The sequence below is a fragment of the Hymenobacter sp. genome, from assembly GCF_035709525.1.
GTDB lineage: Bacteria > Bacteroidota > Bacteroidia > Cytophagales > Hymenobacteraceae > Hymenobacter.
Genome location: NZ_DASTEP010000241.1, coordinates 1 through 21,911, shown reverse-complemented (window position 1 = coordinate 21,911; position 21,911 = coordinate 1). Strand labels below are relative to the sequence as shown.

At 63.1% G+C, this 21,911-nt stretch carries 18 protein-coding genes; 8 read left to right on the top strand and 10 right to left on the bottom strand.

What is annotated here, in order from left to right:
- From VFO93_RS21610 to rsfS, 4 genes are all read right to left on the bottom strand, one after another.
- Positions 1-784, bottom strand: a 784-nt coding sequence (locus VFO93_RS21610; protein WP_325136456.1) for a UDP-2,3-diacylglucosamine diphosphatase, incomplete at its 3' end; no start/stop codon positions are given.
- Entirely contained in the window at positions 774-1,421 is a 648-nt protein-coding gene (locus VFO93_RS21605) for a LutC/YkgG family protein (RefSeq protein WP_325136455.1), read from the bottom strand. The genes VFO93_RS21605 and VFO93_RS21610, both read right to left, overlap by 11 nt.
- A gap of 175 nt (positions 1,422-1,596) precedes the next feature.
- The gene (gene ftsH / locus VFO93_RS21600; protein WP_325136454.1) at positions 1,597-3,672 is read right to left on the bottom strand and encodes an ATP-dependent zinc metalloprotease FtsH; all 2,076 of its coding nucleotides are present in this window, start codon (positions 3,670-3,672) and stop codon (positions 1,597-1,599) included.
- 112 nt (positions 3,673-3,784) lie between these two features.
- Positions 3,785-4,174 (bottom strand): ribosome silencing factor, encoded by a 390-nt coding sequence (rsfS, locus tag VFO93_RS21595; RefSeq protein ID WP_325136453.1) that lies wholly within the window; start codon positions 4,172-4,174, stop codon positions 3,785-3,787.
- 47 nt (positions 4,175-4,221) lie between these two features.
- Between rsfS and VFO93_RS21590 the strand changes: the two genes are divergently transcribed.
- On the top strand, positions 4,222-4,986 hold the full coding sequence (locus VFO93_RS21590; protein ID WP_325136452.1) for a biotin--[acetyl-CoA-carboxylase] ligase: 765 nt from the start codon (positions 4,222-4,224) through the stop codon (positions 4,984-4,986).
- Between the two features lie 169 nt (positions 4,987-5,155).
- Positions 5,156-5,539, top strand: a complete 384-nt coding sequence (locus VFO93_RS21585) for a T9SS type A sorting domain-containing protein (RefSeq protein ID WP_325136451.1) — start codon at positions 5,156-5,158, stop codon at positions 5,537-5,539.
- Positions 5,540-5,694: 155 nt separating this feature from the next.
- On the opposite strand, the gene VFO93_RS21580 is transcribed toward VFO93_RS21585, so the two are convergent.
- From VFO93_RS21580 to VFO93_RS21570, 3 genes are all read right to left on the bottom strand, one after another.
- A complete protein-coding gene (locus tag VFO93_RS21580; RefSeq protein ID WP_325136450.1) occupies positions 5,695-7,329 on the bottom strand; it encodes a 3-(methylthio)propionyl-CoA ligase in 1,635 nt (544 codons plus the stop codon).
- Positions 7,330-7,403: 74 nt separating this feature from the next.
- Positions 7,404-7,607, bottom strand: a complete 204-nt coding sequence (locus tag VFO93_RS21575) for a hypothetical protein (protein ID WP_325136449.1) — start codon at positions 7,605-7,607, stop codon at positions 7,404-7,406.
- 509 nt (positions 7,608-8,116) lie between these two features.
- Positions 8,117-11,239, bottom strand: coding sequence for a glycoside hydrolase family 3 N-terminal domain-containing protein (locus VFO93_RS21570; protein WP_325136448.1), 3,123 nt, complete (start codon positions 11,237-11,239; stop codon positions 8,117-8,119).
- 93 nt (positions 11,240-11,332) lie between these two features.
- Between VFO93_RS21570 and VFO93_RS21565 the strand changes: the two genes are divergently transcribed.
- Complete coding sequence (locus VFO93_RS21565) at positions 11,333-11,809, top strand: hypothetical protein (protein WP_325136447.1); 477 nt, start codon at positions 11,333-11,335, stop codon at positions 11,807-11,809.
- An 81-nt stretch (positions 11,810-11,890) separates the two neighbouring features.
- On the opposite strand, the gene VFO93_RS21560 is transcribed toward VFO93_RS21565, so the two are convergent.
- The gene (locus VFO93_RS21560) at positions 11,891-12,607 is read right to left on the bottom strand and encodes a diphthine--ammonia ligase (protein ID WP_325136446.1); all 717 of its coding nucleotides are present in this window, start codon (positions 12,605-12,607) and stop codon (positions 11,891-11,893) included.
- 66 nt (positions 12,608-12,673) lie between these two features.
- Complete coding sequence (locus tag VFO93_RS21555; protein WP_325136445.1) at positions 12,674-13,627, bottom strand: hypothetical protein; 954 nt, start codon at positions 13,625-13,627, stop codon at positions 12,674-12,676.
- Between the two features lie 127 nt (positions 13,628-13,754).
- Here VFO93_RS21555 and VFO93_RS21550 point away from each other — a divergent pair, with 127 nt between their 5' ends.
- The 3 genes from VFO93_RS21550 (at position 13,755) to VFO93_RS21540 (ending at position 17,997) form a co-directional block, all read left to right on the top strand.
- The gene (locus VFO93_RS21550; RefSeq protein WP_325136444.1) at positions 13,755-14,366 is read left to right on the top strand and encodes a methyltransferase domain-containing protein; all 612 of its coding nucleotides are present in this window, start codon (positions 13,755-13,757) and stop codon (positions 14,364-14,366) included.
- Between the two features lie 65 nt (positions 14,367-14,431).
- Positions 14,432-15,292 (top strand): 3-deoxy-8-phosphooctulonate synthase, encoded by an 861-nt coding sequence (kdsA, locus tag VFO93_RS21545; protein ID WP_325136443.1) that lies wholly within the window; start codon positions 14,432-14,434, stop codon positions 15,290-15,292.
- Between the two features lie 92 nt (positions 15,293-15,384).
- Positions 15,385-17,997: a S8 family peptidase gene (locus tag VFO93_RS21540; protein WP_325136442.1), complete on the top strand. Its 2,613-nt coding sequence runs from the start codon at positions 15,385-15,387 to the stop codon at positions 17,995-17,997.
- Positions 17,998-18,168: 171 nt separating this feature from the next.
- Here the strand turns inward: VFO93_RS21540 and VFO93_RS21535 are convergent, their stop codons facing one another.
- The gene (locus VFO93_RS21535) at positions 18,169-18,972 is read right to left on the bottom strand and encodes a M57 family metalloprotease (protein WP_325136441.1); all 804 of its coding nucleotides are present in this window, start codon (positions 18,970-18,972) and stop codon (positions 18,169-18,171) included.
- 609 nt (positions 18,973-19,581) lie between these two features.
- Between VFO93_RS21535 and ricT the strand changes: the two genes are divergently transcribed.
- Together ricT and VFO93_RS21525 are read left to right on the top strand one after the other, a co-directional pair.
- On the top strand, positions 19,582-21,255 hold the full coding sequence (gene ricT, locus VFO93_RS21530) for a regulatory iron-sulfur-containing complex subunit RicT (protein WP_325136440.1): 1,674 nt from the start codon (positions 19,582-19,584) through the stop codon (positions 21,253-21,255).
- Between the two features lie 35 nt (positions 21,256-21,290).
- Positions 21,291-21,800, top strand: a complete 510-nt coding sequence (locus VFO93_RS21525; protein WP_325136439.1) for a gliding motility lipoprotein GldH — start codon at positions 21,291-21,293, stop codon at positions 21,798-21,800.
- Positions 21,801-21,911 lie beyond the last annotated feature (111 nt).

Below are 21,911 nucleotides of genomic sequence, written 5' to 3'. Positions count from 1 at the left end.
TATATTCTCGCAGAACCAGCTCGTTACCATCATACACGCCGTAGGAGCAATAATTGACCCACTCCCCGAGGTTGAGGTAGCGGCTACCGGGGCCTACCTCCACGTCGAGCGGCAGGTGCCGGTGGCCAAATACGTAATAATCGTGGTGGCGGCGCTTTTCGACCTCGCGGCAGTACACGAGCAGCCACTCGTCTTCGCCAAAATAGTTGGCGTCGGCGTCACCATTCTGGAGGCGCGAGCGCTGGCTCCATTTGTTGGCGATGCCGATGCCGAGGTTAGGGTGCACGCGGGCGAAGAGCCACTGCATGAGGCGCGAGTCGAAGATGGGCTTCATCAGGCGCTTGTAGGCGAAGTCGCCGGGGCCGAGGCCGTCGCCGTGGCCCAGGTGAAACAGCTTGTCGCCGAGGCGCTGCGTCACGGGCTGCCGATGAATGGGGATGCCCATTTCCTGGGTGAAGTAGCCAAACATCCACATGTCGTGGTTGCCGGTGAAGAGCGTGATGGGCAGACCGCCATCGGTGAGCTCGGCCAGCTTGCCCTGCAAGCGACTGAACCCGCGCGGAATGGCGTGCTTGTACTCAAACCAAAAGTCGAACACGTCGCCGAGCAGGTAGATAGCCGCCGCGTCCTTGCTCGCCTCATCGAGCCAGCGCACGATGCGGCGCTCGCGCTCGCGCGAGGTAGCGGCATCGGGCACGCCGAGGTGAAAATCGGAAGCGAAGTACACCCGCTGGCCAGCGCTCATAGCCAGCGGCGGCAGCTCAGGGATAAGCTTAGGCACCATCTTCGAGCAAAAACAAGGTGAGCCGGCGCGGGCCGTGGGCACCCAGCACGAGCGTTTTCTCAATGTCGGCCGTGCGGCTGGGGCCGGTAGTGAGCGAGAGCATCGATGGTAACTGGTCGCTGTAGCGCGCCTGCACGGCGCGCAGCGCGTCGCCGATTTCGGCCACGGCCTGGCTGGGGCGGGCCAGCACCACGTGCTGGTCGGGGTAGATGCTGAGCCGCCGGCCGCTGGCCGTGGCCGGCGCTACCACGAGGCTGCCAGTGCGGGCCACCAGCGCCTCGCACGAGGTAAGGCCCACGGCGGCCTGGTCTTTAAAATCGGCTTCAGTAGCCTGGAAAGGCACCTCGGCGGCGGCTAGTAGCGTTTGCAGAGCGGGCTCCCACACGTAGCAGTGCTGGCCTTCGGGCAGGCGCTCGGCGAGCCAGGCGCGGAGCGCGGTGCCAAGCTGTGCCAAGGTTTCGCAGTAGAAAAACTCGCCGCCAATGCGCTGGAAGTTCGCGGCAAAGGTTTCGGCCAGGGCGGTTTGGGGCAGGGGCGGGTGCACGGGGGCCGCCCAGTCGGGCTGGGGCGGCTGGGGCGCGGGGCCGGTTGCTAGCGCCGTGCGGATGCGCGCCAACATGCTATCGCGGGAAGACATGGGGCAAAGGTAGAGTTGAGTTTTGAGTTAGGAGTTTTAAGTTATGAGTTGAATAACTGCCACCCAGCGCCAATAGAAAGAGCAATATGCAGCATTCTCAGGGCATAAAAAAAGTTATGAGTTGAGCGGCCTAAACCACCCAACTCATAACTCAAAAATTAGCACTCAAACCTCCTTACGCGGGCTCCGACTCGGGCATACCGGGCAAATGCAGCTCGGGCAAGTCCGAGGCGATTTTAGCGCCGGGATTTTCGCTTTTCACTTCGCTGGCAGTTTCCGAGCGGTCGGTGCCGGCCATGTGGGCCTGGTAGTTGGTTTGGCCGCCGAAGGGGCGCTTGCCTACCAGGCGTTCGAGGTCGTCTTGCAGCAGCACTTCCTTCTCCAGCAGCTCTTTAGCGATTACCTCCAGCTCGTGGCGGCGCTCTGTGAGGAGCTCCTTGGTACGGGTGTAGGCCTGGTCGATGATAGTGCGAACTTCTTCGTCTATCATCTGCGAAGTGGCTTCCGAGTAGGGTTTTGAGAAACCGTACTCGTTCTGCCCCTTCGAGTCGTAGAACGACACGTTGCCGAGCTTGGAGTTCATGCCGTACATCGTCACGATGCTGTACGCCATTTTGGTGATGCGCTCGAGGTCGCTTAGCGCGCCGGTCGAGATTTTACCGAATACCAGTTCTTCGGCGGCGCGGCCACCGAGGGCCATGCACATCTCGTCAATTAGCTGCTCGGTGTTGTACAGAAACTGCTCTTTGGGAAGGTACTGCGCGTAGCCGAGCGCGGCCACGCCGCGCGGCACGATAGATACCTTTACCAGCGGGTCGCAGTGCTCCAGAAACCAGCCCGAAATAGCGTGGCCGGCCTCGTGGTAAGCCACGATTTTCTTTTCCTGCGGGCTGATAATTTTGTTCTTCTTCTCCAAACCACCAATTACGCGGTCGATAGCGTCGGTGAAGTCCTGGTTGGTGATGAACTTCTTGTCGCGGCGGGCGGCAATGAGGGCAGCCTCGTTGCAGACGTTAGCAATCTCAGCGCCTGCGAAGCCGGGCGTTTGGGCCGACAGCTTCTTGGCATCTACGTCGGTACCCAGCGTCAGCGGCTTCAAGTGCACCTGAAAAATCTGGGTGCGGCCGTTGATATCGGGCTTGTCGATGCTAATCTGGCGGTCAAAGCGGCCGGGGCGCAGCAGGGCCGAGTCCAGCGTATCGGGGCGGTTGGTAGCGGCCAAGATGATAACGCCCGAATCGGTGCCAAAACCGTCCATTTCTACCAGCAGCGAGTTCAGCGTGTTTTCGCGCTCATCGTTGCCACCGGGCATCGAGCCCTTGCTACGCGAGCGGCCTACGGCGTCAATTTCATCGATGAAGATGATGCAGGGCGCTTTGGCCTTGGCTTGCTTGAACAAGTCGCGCACGCGGGCCGCGCCCACGCCCACGAACATCTCCACGAAGTCGGAACCCGAAAGCGAGAAGAACGGCACGTCGGCCTCGCCGGCTACGGCTTTGGCCAGTAGCGTTTTGCCGGTGCCGGGAGGACCGACCAGCAGCGCGCCTTTCGGGATTTTACCGCCCAGGATGGTGAATTTGCTAGGGTTCTTTAGGAACTCTACGATTTCCTGTACTTCTTCCTTCGCTTCTTCGAGACCAGCTACGTCCTTAAACGTGACCTTTACCTTATCACCACCTTCGAACAAAGCCGCACGGCTTTTGCCGATATTGAAAATTTGGCCGCCGGGGCCGCCACCGCTACCCACGCGGCGCATGAGTATCCAGAAGCCCACCATAAGCAGGATAAGCATGCCCGGCCCAGTGATGAGATTGAGCAGGCTTACGCGCTCCTCAATGCCGAAGCCCTTGCGCTGAGCGGGCGGCAGCTTGTCCTGCACCCGGTCGAGGTCTTCCTTAAAAAGCTTGGGGTCAACGATGGGGAACGTATAGGTAGCCTCACGGCCCATGGCAAAGGGGCCGCGGCGCATGGCCAGCTCGGATTGGTACTCGGGCTTGCGCATCGCGGCGGGGGTCAGGCTGTAGTCGACCGTCTTATCGCTGTAAAGCGTTATCTTGTCGACATCGCCGGCCAGGAGCACTTGCTCGAACCGCTGCTGGTTGGTTTTGATATTCGTGTTGTTGTTGCTAAACACAAACATGCCCAGCAGCAAAAACAGCAACCCGCCCAGCACCCACAGCTGCACCCCCGGCCGGGGCGAAGGGTTGGGCGCCGATGATTTGCGGCGCTTATTAGGCGTGGTATCAGACATAAAAAAGATTGGCTAGAGAATATAAACTCGGGGTAGAACGGCGGGCCTGCAAATTTGTTGATTGCACCCCGCGCCGCTAGGCTACTGCTGACGCCGCAGCCCCCCGAATACTTTAGCGGGAGGCCTCGGCGGGCTCTTCGATGTAGGTAAACTCGGCGTCGCCCCACAGCTCTTCGAGAGCGTAGAACTGCCGGCGGTCGCGCAGAAAAACGTGGACTACCACATCTACGTAATCCAACAATACCCACTCGCGATTGGTGCGGCCTTCGCTCTGCCAGGGGTGCTGGCCGGTGAGTTTTTCCACTTCTTCTTCTACCGAGCGCGCCAGGGCGTCGAGCTGGGTATCGGAAGAGGCCGAGCAGATGACGAAATAATCGGCTACGGCATTTTTTAATTCTTTTAGATTGAGCACCACAATGTCAGTGCCCTTTCTTTCTTGCATGCCGCGAACGACTACTTCTGTCAATGTGTCCGAATCCTGCCGGACGAGAGTGCTCTTCATAGAGTAAGTTTACTGTTTATCTTGCTAAAGTACGACTGCTAACTCCGTTGGTCATCAGCCCCGACACCTTATTCACCGGCCGGCAGCTTGTTTGGCTGCCCGCCTGCCCTTCAACCAACACGGTGGCGCAACAGTTGCAGCGCGAAAACCGGGCCAGCGACGGCTGCACCGTTATTACCGGCCACCAAACCGCCGGCCGGGGCCAGCGCGGCAACCAGTGGGAGGCCGCTGCCCACGAAAACCTGACGCTTTCGGTGGTGTGGCACCCCACTTTTCTGGCCGCCGCCGAGCAGTTTTTGCTTAGCCAAGCCGTGGCCCTGGCGGCGCTCGACTGGTCCCGGCGCTGGCGGGGAGCCAGCGCCGGGACCAGCCTGCGCGTGAAGTGGCCCAACGACCTGTACGTAGGCAACCAAAAGCTTGGCGGCATTCTGATTGAAAACACCTTGAGCGGCCCAAAAATTCAGTGCAGCATTGTCGGAATCGGCCTGAATGTAAATCAGCAGGCTTTTGCCGTGCCCACGGCTACCTCGCTGAGCCAGCTCACTGGCCGGGCCTACGACCTGGCCGAGGCCGCTGCCCGCCTCCTCGAATGCCTGGAGGCGCGCTACCTACAGCTGCGGGCCGGGCGCGTGGGCCAATTGCGCCAAGACTACCTGGCCGCGCTGTACCGCTACCGGCAGCCGCACCAGTTTCTGGTAGATGGGCAGGAGGCTACGGGCGAGATAGTGGGGGTGGAGGCCGACGGCCGCTTGGCCGTGCAACTGGCCGGGGGCATGCGGTACTTTGGTTTGCAGGAAATCAGGTATCTGTAAAAAATAAGAAGGAAAGCTTCGCGCTTTGGAGAGGATTCGGGGGCGTGCGGCGGCGGAAGGCGGCGGCTGGGCGAGTCTACAACCCGGCACGGTGCTTGCGCTGGCTACCTTTGAAGCAGTAAATTATCAGCTACTGCTGTATCTTTCTTACCGCTACCTTCCTCTTTATATGCGCCTCTTTACTATTGCTTTATTTTTGCTTGGCTTTCTGCAAGGCCACGCCACGCCGCAGGGCCGCTACTACGGCCAGGCTCGCCAGCCGCTGGCCGTGGCGCGCCACCCCGAGCAAAGCATCGCGCCTACCCTGAGCGTATTTCCGAACCCCAGCCAGGGCCAGTTGACCGTGCAGCTAACGGGCCAGTTGGGGCAAGACTACAAACTGCGTTTGACCAATATTCTGGGCCGCGAGGTGCTGCTACTGGGGCTGCACCCCGAGCAGCCGGCCGGTCTCTCGGTGAGCCTTGCGGGTTTGCCCTCCGGCTTGTACTTCTACTCGCTGCTGGTGAACGACAAAGTAGTGAGCACGAAGCGGCTGACTTTGCAAAATAGCTAGCCTGCCCGCGCCGCAGCCAGCTTTATATCAGAAAAAGCCGCCCCGGCCGGGGCGGCTTTTTTAGTTGGAGGCTATTGGGGGGGCGCGCCGTTTTCAGGAGCAGTTGCTTGAATTTTAAGCTCTACCGAGTGAAAGGCTAGTGGCAGTACACGGAGCTACCCTTGGGTTTTTAACTCATACCCCGCAAAGTCCTTGCGCAGCTGCGTCTTGAGTAGCTTGCCGGTAGCGGTGTGCGGCAGTTGCGCCACAAACTCCACCGCGTCGGGCCGCCACCAGGTCGCGATTTTGCCATCGAAGAAGGCCAGCAGCTCTTCGGCCGAAACCTCGTGGCCGGGTTTGCGCACGGCTACCAGCAGCGGGCGCTCGCTCCATTTGGGGTGCGGCACGCCGATGACGGCGGCCTCGGCGATGGCGGGGTGCGCAATGGCCAGGTTTTCGAGGTCGATGCTCGAAATCCACTCGCCGCCCGATTTTATCACATCCTTCGAGCGGTCGGTGATGTTCATGAAGCCGTCGGGGTCGATGGTGGCCACGTCGCCGGTCTTAAACCAGCCGCCCGCCGTGAGCGCGCCGGGCTGCGCCGCCCCGAAGTAGTCGCTGGCGATAAACGGCCCGCGCACCAGCAGGTCGCCGAAGGCTACGCCATCGTGCGGCAGCGGTTGGCCGGCCTCGTCCACTATCTCCATATCCACGCCGAAGATGACGCGTCCCTGCTTGATTTTGAGGAAAAACTTGGCGTCTTCGGGCAGGTCGAGGTGCTTACCCTTGAGCGTGCTCACGGTGCCGAGCGGCGAGGTTTCGCTCATGCCCCAGGCGTGGCGAATTTCGATGCCCAACTCTTCATCGAAGGCGCGCAGCAGGGCCGGCGGGCACGAGGCCCCGCCCACTATCATCTTGCGCAGCGTGGAAAAGCGGCGTTTTCCTTCCCGCATAAACGTCAGCAGCCCAAACCAGATGGTGGGCACGCCGGCTGAGAAGGTGACTTTTTCGCTCTCAAACAACTCGTACAAGCTGGCCGCATCCAGCGCCGGGCCGGGTAGCACGAGCTTGCAGCCATTGAGCGGGGCCAGGTACGGAATGCCCCAGGCATTGACGTGGACCATGGGCACGACCGGCAGAATCACGTCGCGCGCGCCGCAGTTGAAGCAGTCGGGCAGCGAGGCAGCGTAGCTGTGCAGCAAGGTCGAGCGGTGCGAGTAGAGCACGCCCTTGGGCTCGTCGGTAGTGCCCGAGGTGTAGCACAGCGACGAGGCCGTGTTCTCATCAAAAACCGGCCACTCGTAGTCGCCGGTTTCAGCCGATAGCAGGCTTTCGTAATCGCAGAGGCCGGGCAACGCGGACACGGCCGGCAGGTGGGCCGGGCCGGTTAGCAGCACCCATTTCTCTACCGTGGGGCAGTGCGGGGCCAGCTTTTCGACCAGCGGCAAGAAGGTGAGGTCGAAGAACAGCAGCCGGTCCTGCGCGTGGTTGATGATGTAGATAAGCTGCTCGACAAACAGGCGCGGATTAATAGTGTGGCACACCGCACCCAGCCCCGACACGCCGTAGTACAGCTCAAAATGGCGGTGCGTGTTCCAGGCCAGCGTGCCTACGCGGTCGCCATTTTGGATGCCGAGCTTGCTTAAGGCCTGAGCCAGTTGCTTGGCGCGGTCGTGGGCAGCGGCGTAGGTGTAGCGGTGCAGGCCGCCCTCGGGCAGGCGCGATACGATTTCGGTATCGGCGTGCCACTTGGCAGCGTGCTCGATGAGCCCTGCGATACGCAGCGGCGTGGGCATCATTAGTCCTTGCATGGGGGCGGGTGGGAATTGGGTAGCGGAAGATAGGCGTGCCGCCGCGCTTACCCTATCCTCTAACCTCCCGACAGCTAAGGAATGCGGTACCAGAGCGTATTGCGCTGCACGAAGCCGACTACGCCATTGGCTTTAGTGAGGTATAGCCCGGTTGTGGGGCTGGTAAGGTTGCTGTACCGGGTGCGTTGCAAGGCGTACCGCACTACCGAATTATACGTGGCCGCTCCCAGCGTATAGGTCGGTAGCAGGCGCACGCTGCCGTAACGGGTAGTATCCAAGGGCAAGCCTTGGTTTAGCTCATCGACAGGTAACGCGGCAGCAGCGGGCATGTTGGGTAGCGCGTCCCAGTTTAGATAGGCGTATACTGCTGGTTCATTGCCAGAAACTACAGAGGGCGAGTCAAAGTCAAAGACTAATCCAAGCGCCTCAAACTCAACCCCAACTGAATCAGTCCGCTGCAGAAACGCAGTTACAGCCTGATACGAGGGAGGTGATTTGACATTCCAACGACCACCTAGCTTCGTCATAACATCAATTACCCGCGTGACTCGGTAAGTACGCACGGTCGCCGTTTGGCTATTGCCGAAGCGCAGCACCTGGTCTGCCTGATAAGGCTGCCAGGCTAATTGACTGGCTGTGAAGCGGTATTCCGGGCCGGGAGGCGCAGTGCAGGCAGCTAACGCCGCGCAGCAACAAACAGCGACTGAGGTGAGAAAACGCATAAGAATCTCAATTGTGATGAAGCTAGTAACTAGATATCTACTCGTCTACTTTCGTTGCATCGCCGCTACCTCAGCGCCTCAATCGCCACTTGCTGAATCTGCGTCCGCACGTTCAACTCGCTCAGCTTATTGTTGCGCCGCGAGGGGTTGAGCCGGTTGGTGAGCACCACTACTACCAGCTCCTTTTCGGGGTCGACCCAGAAATACGTGCCCGTGAAGCCCGAGTGCCCAAAGCTGCCGGCCGACGCGCCGGGCGCCGTATTGCCCGCCGCCGGGCTAGCGGGCCGGTCGAAGCCCAAGCCGCGTCGGTTAGCGGCCGATTGTTGGCGCGTGTAGTCGGCCAGAATGGCTTTGTCAAACACCTGCTGGCCGCCGTAGCGCCCGCCCCAGGCGTAGGCCTGCGCCAGTTGGGCCACATCATTGGCCGAGCCGAAGAGGCCCGCGTGGCCCGAAATGCCGCCTAGCAGCGCCGCACCCTCGTCATCGACGTAGCCGTGCAGCAACTGGTGGCGAAACAGCGAGTCGTACTCGGTGGGCGCGATGCGGCTAAGCGGCCCGTGGTGCAAGGGCTGAAAGTGCAGCCCCGAGCCCAGCGGCCGGTACACCTGCCGCGCCAGAAACTCGGCAAACGGCTGCCCCGTGCGCCGCTGCACCAGCCACGGGTAGAGGTAAAACGACAAATCGGAGTACACGTAGCCCGGCTTTTCGGCGAGCGGCGCCGCCCCAATCTGCCCATAGATGTACTCCGGCAAATCCCGGCGCGCCCACAGCCCGCGCGCCACCGGCAGCGGAAACCGCGCCGACGAGTCGGGCCGGAACCAGCGGTGGCGCAGCGTGCCATCATCCTTGGCCAGCGCCTTCCAGAAGGGAATCCAGGCCGGTAGCCCGGCTTGGTGCGCCAGCACGTCGCGCAGCTTCAGGTTGGCTTTATTGGTTTTTTGGAGGAACGGAAAAAACTGCCCCAGCGTGCTATCAGGGCTGAATTTGCCTTGCTCCTGAAGTTTGAGCAGGGCCGGCGTGGCGGCCAGCACTTTGGTGAGCGAGGCGAGGTCGTACACGTCGGTGTTCCGCACCAGCCGGCCGGCTACAGGCTGGGCAGTAGCTGTCGCGGCCGGCGCGGCGCTGGCCGCGCTGCCCGGCTCACTCCCAAAATTACCGGCGCCGGACGCCACCGCGCCGCCCGCCGCCAATGGCAGCGGCGCGCTCCCGGCATTCGATTGGTAGCCGTAGCTTTTGCGCAGTACTACCACCCCGCGCCGCGCTATCAGCACCTGCCCGCCGGGCGTGGCGCCGGCCGCCAAGGCTTGCTGCATAATGCTGTCTACCCGCGCTTCGAGGCGCGGGCTCATACCGGCCGCCTCGGGGTGGGCGTAGCTTAGGCGCAGGCTAGGCTGCGTGCGCAGGCCGAAGCCGGCGGGCAGGTTGCTGGCGACCGTCACGGGCAGCTTGCCCTGCGCCCCGATGCCGCCGAAGATGAGCTGCGCGGCCAGCTGCTGGGCGTCGGGGCTTTCCTGGTAGGCCAGCACCACGGCGCTGGCGCGGTCGTAGTCGCGCACCTTGGCCACGGCGTAGGCCGAGCCGAACACGCTCAGTATCACTTGCTGGCCGGGCTTGGTGAGCTCGCGCAAGAGCAGCTGCGCCTCGGGCGCGATGCCGAAACTAGTGGCCGGCAGGCGGCCCAGGCTTTGCAGCGCCACCAGCACCACATCGTAGCCGAAGAGCTTGGCCCGCACGTCGCTTAGCTCGTCCATCGTGGGCGCGGCGGGCAGGTGAAAGTGGGCTATTTGGGCGTCGTAGTCGGCCACGGCGCGCTGAAAATCGGTGGTGTCGGCGGGCGCGCCCCCCAGCACCAGCGTGGCCACGCGCAGCGTATCGAGCCGCTGCAAGGGCAGGATGTTGCGCTGATTGCGCAGCAGCGTGAGGCTGTGCGCCGCCAGCCGGTGGCTGAGGTAGCGGGCGTGCGGCGGGTTGAGGTCGGCAAAGAGGTTTTTCTCGGCAATCGGCCGGTGCTTGCGCAGGCCGGCCCATTGCTTGAGGGCCAGCACGCGGCGGCAGCTTTCATCGATGCGGGCCTGCGAAATACGCCCGCTGTCCACGGCGGCCAGCACGGCTTTCAGGGCTACCGGCACGCTCTTGCTGAACTCCAGCACGTCGTTGCCGGCCAGGATGGCGCGGATTTCGGCCTCGCCCGTTGGCACCTTCTCAATGACGCCCTTCATATTCATGGCATCGGTAAAGACTACGCCTTTGAAGCCCATTTGCTGCCGCAACAGGCCCGAGATAACGGGCTTGGACAGCGTGGTGGGCGCGCCCGAACTATCGAGCGCGGGCACGTTGAGGTGGGCCACCATCATCCCCCCAATACCATTCTTAATCATGTTTTTAAAGGAGGGCAATTCCAGCGAATCGAGCCGCCTTTTATCTACCCGTACCACGGGCAAGGCCAGGTGCGAGTCGGCATCGACGTCGCCGTGGCCGGGAAAATGCTTGGCCACGGCCAGCACGCCCGCCTCCTGCATGCCGCGCATGTAGAGGCGGCTGAGGCGGGCCACGGCGGCCGGGTTTTCGCCCCAGGCGCGGAAGCCGATAACCGGGTTGGCGGGATTGTTATTGACATCGACCACGGGCGCGAAATTGACCTGCATACCCAGCCGCGTAAACTGCCGCGCCACCTCGCGCCCCATGTCGTAGATGAGCGCCGAATCGGCGGCGGGCACCGCGCCCAAACTCATCTGGTACGGGAAGCGTAGCACGCTGTCGAGGCGCATGCCCGCGCCCCATTCGCCGTCCATTGCCACTAGTAGCGGCACCCGGCTCTGGCCCTGAAAGCGGTTGAGCAGCCGTGTTTGGCGCACCGGCCCGCCCTGGAAGAATATCAGCCCGCCGATGCCGTAATCCTTTATCAGCATAGAGATAGAATCCTGGTAAACAGCTGGCTTATTGGAGTAAGCGGCCACCATAAACAGCTGCGCTACCCGCTGCCGGGGCGTGAGGCTGCGCATCAGGCTATCGACCCAGGGCGAGTGCAGGTACTGCAAAAAGCCCGGCGCTTTGGTAGCGGGCGCGGCCGGGCGGGCGGTTTTGCGGGCAGTTTTGGCAGTGGCTTTAGCGGCCGGGCGGCGCTGGGCGGGGGCCAGTAGCGGGGCCGCCAGCAACAGCAGAAACAGCAGGGACTTGGGCAGGGACAAGGGCAAGAGCAAGTGGCTTGGGTGGTAACGAGCGCGTAAAAGTCGGGTATATTTGGGTAGCCCAGCGTGCTCGCCGGGCTTAACTTTTCTACGATGTTCAAATTCCTGTTTTTCGGCGGCGCGCTAGTGCTGAGCAGCCTCGGCAGCGCGGCCCAGACTACCGGCCAGCCCTACCTCAAAATATCGCACCTCGGCACGCAAGGCCGGCCCATCGTTGACCTCTACCTCGCGGCCGAAGCGCCCGAGCTGAACGCCGCGCAGGGCATCGATGGGCGCTACCGCTTCGAGAGCGTGTGCCTGCTGCCCGCCGCCGAGCTGACGCCGCTGCTGCGCTACGCCGAAGGCTATGCTGCTGGCAATAAAAGCGATAGCAAAAATAGCAAGTATGGTACTTTCGAGATTACCCTCGGCCCCGACGCTACTCACAAAGTAATTTACACCCGCAGCAAAGCGCTGGCTTTTCTAAACGGGGCCGTGCTGGAGCTGCAAAAGCAAGCCGCCCCCGCTGACACTGAAGAGACCCTACGCCGCCTCGAACTAACGACCCGCCGCGTGAGCGCGGGCAAGTAGCCGGGCCGTTGCGCGGACTTTGTAGTCCGCGTTTGGGCGGGTGTTCGCCAGCGCACGCGGACTACAAAGTCCGCGCAACGGCTACCCCGGCAGCAAATCGCAAAACCAGAAACCCGCCGCAAACGGGTCGTCCTTCCCAATGTCATTGCCGCTGGGCGACTGGTAGGTGCGGCGCACTACCTCGCCGCGCACCACCGCAATGGGTTGGCTGAAATAGGGCGCGTCGAACACGAAGCTGTGGTACTCGCCGTTTTCGCCGCAGGGGTCAACGCCGGGCGGCAGGTCGCGGATAAAATCGCGGTCGAGCAGCCGCCCGCAGAAGCTGGCGTCGAGGTAACGGTCATTTACGCACACGATTATCGCCTGAAAACCCAGCGTCCAGAACTCCTCCAGCAGTGCTAAGCTATCGCGCTGCCATAGCGGGAACTCGCCGCGCAGCGGCACCCGCGCCAGCTGCTGCTCGCGGTAGGCGCGCAGGTCTGCCAGAAAAATATCGCCGTAGATGGCCCGCCGCACGCCCTGCTGGTGCAGGCCGCGCAATGTCGCTTGCAGCGCCTCGTCATAGTCGGCCATGCTCGGCATTTCGGGTAGGCGCAGCTGCGTGAGGGGCAGGCCGATGCGCTCGGCCTGGGCTGCGAGCAGCGCCAGGCGCACGCCGTGCATCGATACGCGCTCGTAGTGCGCGTTTACGCTGGTGAGCAGGTGGGTTATGGCAAGGTCGGGGCGGCGGCGGGCGTGGTGCAGGGCCAGGGCCGCGTCTTTGCCGCCGCTCCAGCTTATCAGGGCTTGGTCGGGCATTGGATACAACAAAAAACGTCCTGCCGCGCGGGGCGCAGCAGGACGTTTTGAAAAATTTAACTACTTCTACTTCAGGGTAAACGTCGTTTTTCCCATCAGCGCACCGCCTTCGTAGAGCTCCACGGTGTGCTGGCCGATTTTATAGTCGCCCCCCTTAGCGTAGATAAAGTTAAGCGCCTGCTTGGTGTTATCAAACACTACATCCTGCTTTTGGGTGTAAAAAGCTTCCTGGCCATCCACGGTGAAGGTGCCGCCGCCGGTGCTCAGGTTGTAGAGAGCCGCGCCGTCGGGCTCCAAGATGCGCATGTAAATCTGCTTGGTTTCCTTCGGCGACACGTCGTTGCGAGCCAGGTTAAAGCTCACCTTCACGCGGTCGACGCGCTTGGCTTTGAATTCTTCTTTGTCGTCTTCCTTTTCCTTGTTTCTGGAAGTCAAGATACTAACCCGGATGTTGTCGGCCTGAATGCGTGAGGCCATGCTCACTTTATCGCTCAGTTCGCGGTTGGTTTTGGCAATGGTGCTGATGGTGTCGGTCAGCTTGTTTTGCTTTTGCTTGAGCGTGGTGGTTTCGGTGTACAGGTTTTCGTTCGACTTGCGCAGCTCGGCAATCTGCTCGTCTTTTTTGCGCAGCTGGCCTTCCAGGTTCAGGGCGCGCTGTTTGAAGCGCTGCTGCTCGGCGATGGAAAACGAGCCTGCCTTAAACGAGCGCAGCTTCAGCAAGTCGGCGTTGATGCTCGAAATGCGCGCCACCAGCGAATCGTTGCTGAGGCCTAGTTTCTGCAAATCCTGGCTTTGGCGCTCGTAGCTGGCTTTCAGGTCTTCGTACTCCTTTATCTGCTCTTGCAGCTTGGTGTCCTTGGCCTGAATCTGGGTAGTGAGCTGCTCGTTTTCGGTTTTTTTCTGGGTATTCAGGTAAAACAGCACGCCGTTGATACCGAGCAATACTAGCAGGAGGGCCACCCAGAGCAAGACGCGGCTGTTGTTCTGGCGGGGTTCGGGATAGTCTTTTTGAGGTTCCATGCGGCGAGGTGGGCCAAAGGGTGAGAGAGAGACGCGGCGGCCGCCAACCGAGGCGGCGGCTACCTTTGCAACGGGTAAAAATAGCGTTTATTTCTACTTGCGCTGGTTTGCGTTATACTTTGCCGCTATGCAAACGGTTTTCTCGCCCTTCGATGCTGCCTACTGGCAGGCCCGCTACGCCACCCCCGGCCGCGCCGGCTGGGACGCCGGCCGCACCACGCCGCCGCTGCGCGCCTACTTCGACCAACTGCCTGTAAGCCAGCAGCCGCGCATTCTCATTCCGGGTGCGGGCCGCGCCTACGAGGCCGAGTACTTGCACCGGCTGGGCTTCCGGCACGTGGTAGTGGCCGACTTCGCTCCCGAGCCCCTGGCGGCGCTCCTCGCCCGCGTGCCCGATTTTCCGAAAGAAAACCTCTGGCAAATTGATTTCTTCGCCCTGAACTTGCCCGATTCCTTCGATTTACTCATCGAGCAAACCTTCGTGAGCGCCCTGCACCCCAGCCAGCGCCCGGCCTACGCCGCGCAGTGCGCCCGCCTGCTGCGCCCCGGCGGCCGGCTGGTAGGCTTGCTCTTCGACCGCGATTTTGCCGGCGCTACCGAGCCACCCTTCGGCGGCAGCCGCGCCGAGTACGCGGCGTACTTCGCGCCGTATTTCGAGTTTGTTCATTTCGAAACCGCCTACAACTCGCTGCCCGCGCGCGCCGGGCACGAGCTGTTTATTTGCCTGCAAAAGCTGTAACACCAAGCTCCAGCTTGGTGCTTCCCGCCCCTTAAAATCGCCAAGCTGGAGCTTGGCGCTACGTTATGCTCACTTCTCTCGCCCAAGCGCTCCCTCACTTCCGCAACACCAACTCGGGCCAGTTTTTTCTGATGGCCGGCCCTTGCGTCATCGAGGGCGAAGACATGGCTTTGCGCATTGCTGAGCGCGTGAAGCACATCACCGATAAGCTCCAGATTCCCTACATTTTCAAGGGTTCGTACCGCAAGGCTAATCGCTCGCGGCTCGACTCATTCACGGGCATCGGCGATGAAACGGCGCTACGTATTTTGCAGAAGGTAGGCCGCGAAATCGGCGTGCCCACCGTGACGGACATCCACGAATCGGACGAGGCCACCCTGGCCGCTGAGTACGTCGACGTGCTCCAGATTCCGGCTTTCCTCTGCCGCCAAACCGACCTGCTGGTGGCCGCCGCCAAAACCGGCAAAGTAGTGAATATCAAGAAAGGTCAGTTCCTGAACGGCGAGGCCATGCGCTGGGCCATGGACAAAGTACAGGGCGCGGGCAACCCGCACGTTATTCTCACCGACCGCGGCAACTCGTTCGGCTACAGCGACCTGGTAGTTGATTTTCGCAACCTGCCCACCATGCGCGCGTTCGGCGTGCCCGTGGTGATGGACGTGACGCACTCGCTACAACAGCCCAACCAAAGCAGCGGCGTAACCGGCGGCCAGCCCGCCCTCATCGAAACCATCGCCAAAGCCGCCATCGCCGTGGGGGCCGACGGCCTCTTCATCGAAACGCACCCCACGCCCGCCACCGCCCTCTCCGACGGGGCCAACATGCTGCCCCTCGACCAGCTCGAAGGCCTCTTGCAGCGCCTCACCCGCGTGCGCGAGGCCGTGCGCCCCAGCGGCGACCTCCACCGGCACGGGCTGGATGCGTAGCTAATAAGCCCTTGCGTGGCCCGCTGCCTTAACCAGCTTACCCCCGATAGCCGTATGTGGGCAGGCGCGGGCCCTTTGCCCGCCTGTGCTTCGTGACCGACTTGCTACCCCGCTACTTACTGGCCGCCCTGCTGGCCTTATCCGCCGCCCCACTGCTGGCCCAGGAGCTACCCGAAAGCCGCCTGGCCCCGGCCCTGCGCGCCCGCCCGCAGGCTACCGTGCGCGTGCAGGTGCGCGACGCGGCGGCCTTCCGGCGCTGGGCCGCGGCGGCCCTGCCGGGCGCGCAGCTGAAGCTGGAGCGGGCGGCTATTTTTGAAGTCAGCCACCTGACCAAGCCGCAATTCAGCCAGCTGGCGGCCTCGCCGCTGGTCGAGTTTATCGACCTGCCCAACCGCCCGGCCCACGATGAGCGCCTGCTCAACGGGGCCGACCTCACGGTGAACAGCCTGCGGGCGGTGCAGCGGCGCTACCCCAGCCTCACGGGGCGGGGGCTGGCGGTGAGCATCAAGGAAAACGCGCTGGATGCGGCGGATATCGACTTTCGGGGGCGGCTGCTGAATACGGCGGCGGGCACGCCCATCGAGTCGGTCCACGCCAGCATTATGGCCACGCTCATTGCGGGGGGCGGCAACTCGGGGCCAGGCGGCGAGGGCGCGGCGCGGCAGGCGGGCATCGCCTCGGCCAGCTACGCCAACTTGCTGCCCGATGCCAATGCCAGCCTCACCAGCCTGGGCGTGAGCGTGCAAAACCACTCCTACGGCACCGGCATCGAGAATTACTACGGCCTCGAAGCCCTCGGCTACGACCAGCAGACGCGCCAGCTGCCGACGCTGCTGCACGTGTTTTCGAGCGGCAACCAGGGCACGGGCACCAGCACCAGCGGCCCCTACCAGGGCCTGGCCGGCGTGGCCAACCTCACGGGGCAGTTCAAGATGTCGAAAAACTCGGTGAGCGTGGGCGCGACCAACGCCCTGGGCCAGGTGGCCGCCCTCAGTTCGCGCGGCCCGGCCCACGACGGCCGCGTGAAGCCCGAGCTGGTAGCCTACGGCGACGCCGGCTCTTCCGACGCCGCCGCGCTGGTGAGCAGCGCGGCCCTGCTGGTGCAGCAGGCTTACCGCGACCGGGCCGCCGGCAGCAACGGCCTGCCGCCCGCCGCGCTGGTGCGCGCCGCGCTGATAAACAGTGCCGACGACGTAGGCCAAGCGGAAGTCGATTTCGCGTCTGGCTTCGGGCAGCTCGATGCGCTCGGGGCCGTGCGGACGATGCTCGATGGCCGCTACCAGAGCGGTGCGCTCACCCAGGGCCAGGAGCAGCTTATTCCGCTAATCATCCCGGCCGGCACCCAGCAAGTTAAGATAACCCTAACCTGGACCGACCCCGAGGCCGCCGCCAACGCCAGCCCGGCGCTCATCAACGACCTCGACCTGACGCTACTCGGCCCCGGCGGCACCGCCAGCTGGCTGCCCTGGACGCTCAGCGCCTACCCCAGCCCCGACTCGCTGACCCGCGCCGCCCGCCGCCGCCCCGACCACCTCAACAACGTAGAGCAGATAACCCTGACGCAGCCCGCCGTCGGCACCTACCAGCTGCGGGTGCGCGGCTACCGCGTAGCCAGCGGCAGCCAGGATTTTAGCGTGGTGTATGAGGTGAATGCCGCTGGTTTTGAATGGTTAAACCCCAGCCACCTCCGCAACGTGCGCCCCGGCCAGGCCACGCAGCTGCGCTGGATTTGGCCCGGCTCCGCCACCGCTACCGGCCAGTTAGACTACCGCCCGGTGGGCCGCGCCAACTGGCGTACCATCGCCTCGGCTGCCGACCTCAGCCAGCACGTTTACAGTTGGACGGCCCCCGACACCACCACGCTGGCCCAATTACGTTGCGTAGTAAGCGGCCAGGAATACGTGTCCGATACCCTCGTAATCGCTCGCCCGCCGAGCCTGCGCATCGGCTACGTGTGCTCCGACGAAAGCTTGCTGACCTGGCCCACCACGCCGGGCGCTACCCAGTACCGCGTGTACAAGCTCGGGGCCACGGCGCTGGAAGCTTTTCAGGCCACGCCCGACACCCTGTTGCGCGTACTCACTACCCAAAATGCCGGCCAGTACTTCGCCGTAGCCCCGGTGCTGGGCGGCCGGCTGGCCGAGCGTAGCGTCACTGCTAACCTCGCCGAAGCCGGCGTGGGCTGCTACGTCAGCAGCTTTCTGCCGGTGCCTGCCATTACCGATACCGTGCGGCTACGCCTCACGCTGGGCACGCGCTACCGCCTGCGCGCGGTGCAGCTCCAGCGCCTGGGGCCCAATGGGTTTGAAACTATCCAGACCATCAGCCCTGTCACTAGCACTAGTATTTTATTCACCGACCCCAATGCCCGGCCCGGTGCCAACCAGTACCGCATCGCGGGCCAGGACGCCGACGGCCGCACCTTCTACAGCACCACCGAAACCGTGCAGCTCGTGCGCCAGGGCGAGCTGCTGGTGTACCCCGTGCCCGTGGTGGCGGGCCAGGATTTACTAGTGGCCGGTGCGCCCAGCGTGGTCTTAGAGCTGGCGCTCTACGACGCGCTGGGCCGCCGCGTGCGGGTTGGCGAGGGCTCGGCCGCCGTCAATTATTTCTCTACTGAGGGCCTGCGGCCCGGCGTGTATGTGCTGCGTGCCACGCCGACTGCGGGCGGCGCGGCCCTCACGCGCCGCGTGGTGGTGGAGTAGGGGAGGGGGCGCAACACGGTGTAGAGACGCATCCTTGCGTCTCGTTGTTGTTAGGCCCGCCCGACGTGAGACGCAAGGATGCGTCTCTACACCAGAAAAAACCTTTCTAAAAAACCGAAAACCCCCGGCCTGCGCCTGGCAGACCGGGGGTTTAAGTTATTAATCTAAAGCTTAATAAATGTAGTTAAGCGCGGTAAGGTCGTTCGTGTTAAAAGGCCGGTTCACGCCGTTGCCCACGCAGGCCAGCATCCAGGAGTTGGGGTCGGCCGCCGAGGGCGTGCCGGGGATGAGCACGGCCCCCACGGTGCTGGCACCTTCGTTGGAGGCACTGCCGCCGCAGCTGTAAGCGCGGTTGAAGTAGTCGGTGTGGCGGAAGCCGATGCAGTGGCCCATCTCGTGGGCCATGATGGTGGCGATGTAGTTGGTATTCGAGCTGTTAATCACGTTGGGCACCAGCGTGAAGCCCGGCGCGGGGTTGCCGCCGCTCGGGAAGCCGCCCGACTGCCCCAGCACGCCCGAGCCCAGGTTAGACGAGTACTTCACCGGCAAGTCGGCGGTGCCGCTCGTGATGCGGCGGAACGTGAGCTGCAAGCCGGCCGCGTTGTAGCGCCGGATGGCCTCGTCGATGGCCGTCACATACGTTGAGTTGAACTGGCTCGAAATGCTCACCGTGAGCACGCGGGGCAGGCCCGTCACGAGGTTAGTGGTGCGGTACTGCTCTTCGCTGCCCACGCGCACCGTCGAGTAGCCGGGGGCACTGGCCAGCAGCTCGTTGCTGAGCAGCATATCACCCTCCACCACGTAGCCGCCTTCCACGGCGCGCAGGTCGCTGGTGCCAAAGCCCAGGGCTTTTACCTGCCCGATTACCTCCTGCGAGATGGCCGGGGCCATGGCGGTTTCTTCTTTTTTCTGACAGCCGGTGAAGGCAAGGGTGGCGCTGGTACCAAGCGCCAGCAGCGTTAAAAACTTCGACATGGAAAAAAACTGAAAAAGTGATAGGTGAAAGGGTGATAAACTGTGAGTCAAATGTGAAATTATTTTTTCGATTCACAATCTGCTCATCAGGTAAATGCCTGAATGTTACACTTTCGTGTAGCGATGTTGCTTATAGAAAAAATAGTTTATTTTGAGCTTATTTAAAATTCTGATTTTGTAACAGTTGCGTTTACAAGCCGCAAACGTTTGCGGTAGTTTTACGGTGAAAAAGCCCAACGACAGCCCGAAAAAAAAGTGCAACTACCGTTAGCCTTTACCCACAGCATGGAACTGAAAAGCAGGCCCAACAGCCGGTTGGTTTACCAAAAAAAGTAAGCTTGGCGCTAGGCTGCGGCGGCAGCAGCAGGCTACCGGCCGCAGCCGGGTACGCCGGCCCGGTAGGCGCAGCCCGGCCCTGGCCGGGCCGCTGGCCCTGGGTGCGAGCCAGCCCGGCGGGCGTGAGGCTAGCCTTCGGATAATGCAAAGCCGGCGGGCTCCCGGCTGTTTGGTTGCCCCAAACCTTTCCGCTTTGTGAAACGGTTATATTTGCTAGATTCCACTTTCGTGCGGCCTTTTCGGGGCCGCCCTACCTATATATTCCCCAGCCTCATGGCTTGTACTACTTGTTCATCCGGCGGCGGCTGCTCGACCTCGAAGGTCGGCGGCTGCGGCTCTAAAGGGGGCTGCTCATCGGGCGGCTGCACCCGACTTAATGTATTTGACTGGCTCGCCGATGTCGATATGCCCAGCGATTTTCGCGGCTTCGACTGCGTCGAAATCCGCTTCAAGAGCGGCCGTAAGGAGTTCTTTCGCAATGATAAACACCTGCCCCTCGTGACCGGCGATGCCGTGGTGGTAGAGGCTGCTGGCTCGGGCTGGCACCTGGGCCACGTGAGCCTGAAAGGCGAATTGGTGCGCCTGCAAATGCGCAAGAAGAAGGTGCCCACCGACTCGCGTGACATCAAGCCCATCCTGCGCGTGGCCACGCCCGACGACGAGGAGCGCTGGCAGGCCGTGCGCGACCTCGAAAACGGCACCATGTTCCGGGCCCGCGCCGTGGTCGAGGAGCTACGCCTCAAAATGAAGCTCTCCGACGTGGAGTACCAGGCCGACCGCACCCGCGCCATGTTCTACTACTCGGCCGAGGACCGGGTCGATTTTCGGGAGCTGATTCGGCGGCTGGCCGACGAGTTTCGGGTGCGCGTGGAGATGCGCCAGATTTCCTTGCGCCAGGAAGCCGGCCGCATCGGCGGCATCGGGGTGTGCGGGCGCGAGCTGTGCTGCTCCACCTGGCTCACCGAGTTTAAGGCCGTGAGTACCACCGCCGCCCGCTACCAAAACCTGAGCCTGAACCCGCAGAAGCTGGCCGGGCAGTGCGGCCGCCTCAAGTGCTGCCTCAACTACGAGCTCGACGCCTACCTCGACGCCCTCAAGGACATTCCGCAGGTGCAGCGCCCGCTGCAAGTGGCGAATGGCGAGGCGTTTTTGCAGAAAACCGACATTTTCCGCAAGCGCATGTGGTTTGCCTTCAAGGGCGACAACAACTGGGTGATGCTGAGCACCGAGCGCGTGCGCGAAGTGCTGGATATGAATAAGAAAGGCGAAAAGCCCGACACCCTGGCCCCGCCCCGCGTGCAGGAAGAAGTAGCGCCCGCCGTATCGACCCTGATGGAGGGCGAGCTCGACCGCCTCGACGACCAGATAAAAAGCGGTAGCAAGCGCGGCAAGCGCAAGCGCAAAGAAAAAGACCGCCCCGAGCGCCCCGAAACCCGCGCTACCAGCGCCACGGCGGCCGCTCCCGAAGCCCGCGAGCCCCGCCGCCGCGACCGCATCGAACGCCCCGCCCGCGCCGAGAGCCCCGAAGGTGGCCGCCCGCCGCGCCCCGAAAACCAGCCCAGTGCGGCTCGCAGCGAAGTAGTGCCCGCCAGCCCATCTGGCCCGCCCTCCGATGAAACCACCGAGCAGCGCGGCCGGCGCGGCGCGGCCGCCCGCCCCCTCAACCGGCGCGGCGGCCGCAACCGCGGCAGCTCCAGCGAGAACACGGGCGCTACGCCCGACGCTACCCGGCCCGAGCAGGAGCGCCCCCGCCGCCCCGAGCAGCCCGGCCGCCCGCCCCGCAGCGCGGCCCCGGCCGAAGGCAGCGGCCAACCCCAGGCCCCGCGCCCGCCGCGCGGCGAGGGCGATGCCTCGCGCGGTGGCTCAGCGCGCGGCGGGCGCGGGCGGCGCGGCGGCAGCGGCCGCCAGGGCGGCGGCCCGGCCGGCCCGCCGGCCACTGGCAACTAACTGCGGGCTTTTGTGATTGACTTATCAACTTGCTGATGAACAAGCTACTCAACCGGCCCGTGGCCCTGCTGCTGGCCGTGGCCGCTGCCCTTACCCTCAGCGCCTGCGACCCCAACCGGGTGTATGAGGAAAATACTGACCTAGCCTCGCCCAGCGGCGCGCCCTACGTGTGGGACGTGCAGCAGCGCCCGAGCTTCACCTTCGCCATTGCCGACACAACGGCGCGCTACGACGTGTACTTCAACGTGCGCAACGCGGCCGACTACGGCTTTTATAACCTCTACCTCAAGCACACCCTCACCGGCCCCGAGGGCCGCGTGGTGGGCCGGCCCCTGCTGCACCAGCTGATACTGCGCAACCCCAAAACCGGCGAGCCGCTGGGCGCGGGCTCGGGCGACATCTTCGACCACCAGGCGCTGGCCTTGCGCCAGGTGCGCTTTGCCCGCCCCGGTACCTACAAAGTGACGCTGGAGCAGTACATGCGCCAGAACCAGCTGCCGGGCATCATGTCGGTGGGCGTGCGCGTGGTGAAGGAAGGCAAGTAGCTATGTAGCGCGAAGCTCTGCTTCGCGTAGCGGGCGGCGGGCTACGTAAAGCGAGTCATGCTGAACGCAGTGAAGCATCTCTGGCGCATCGTTGGACTACAATCCAAATGG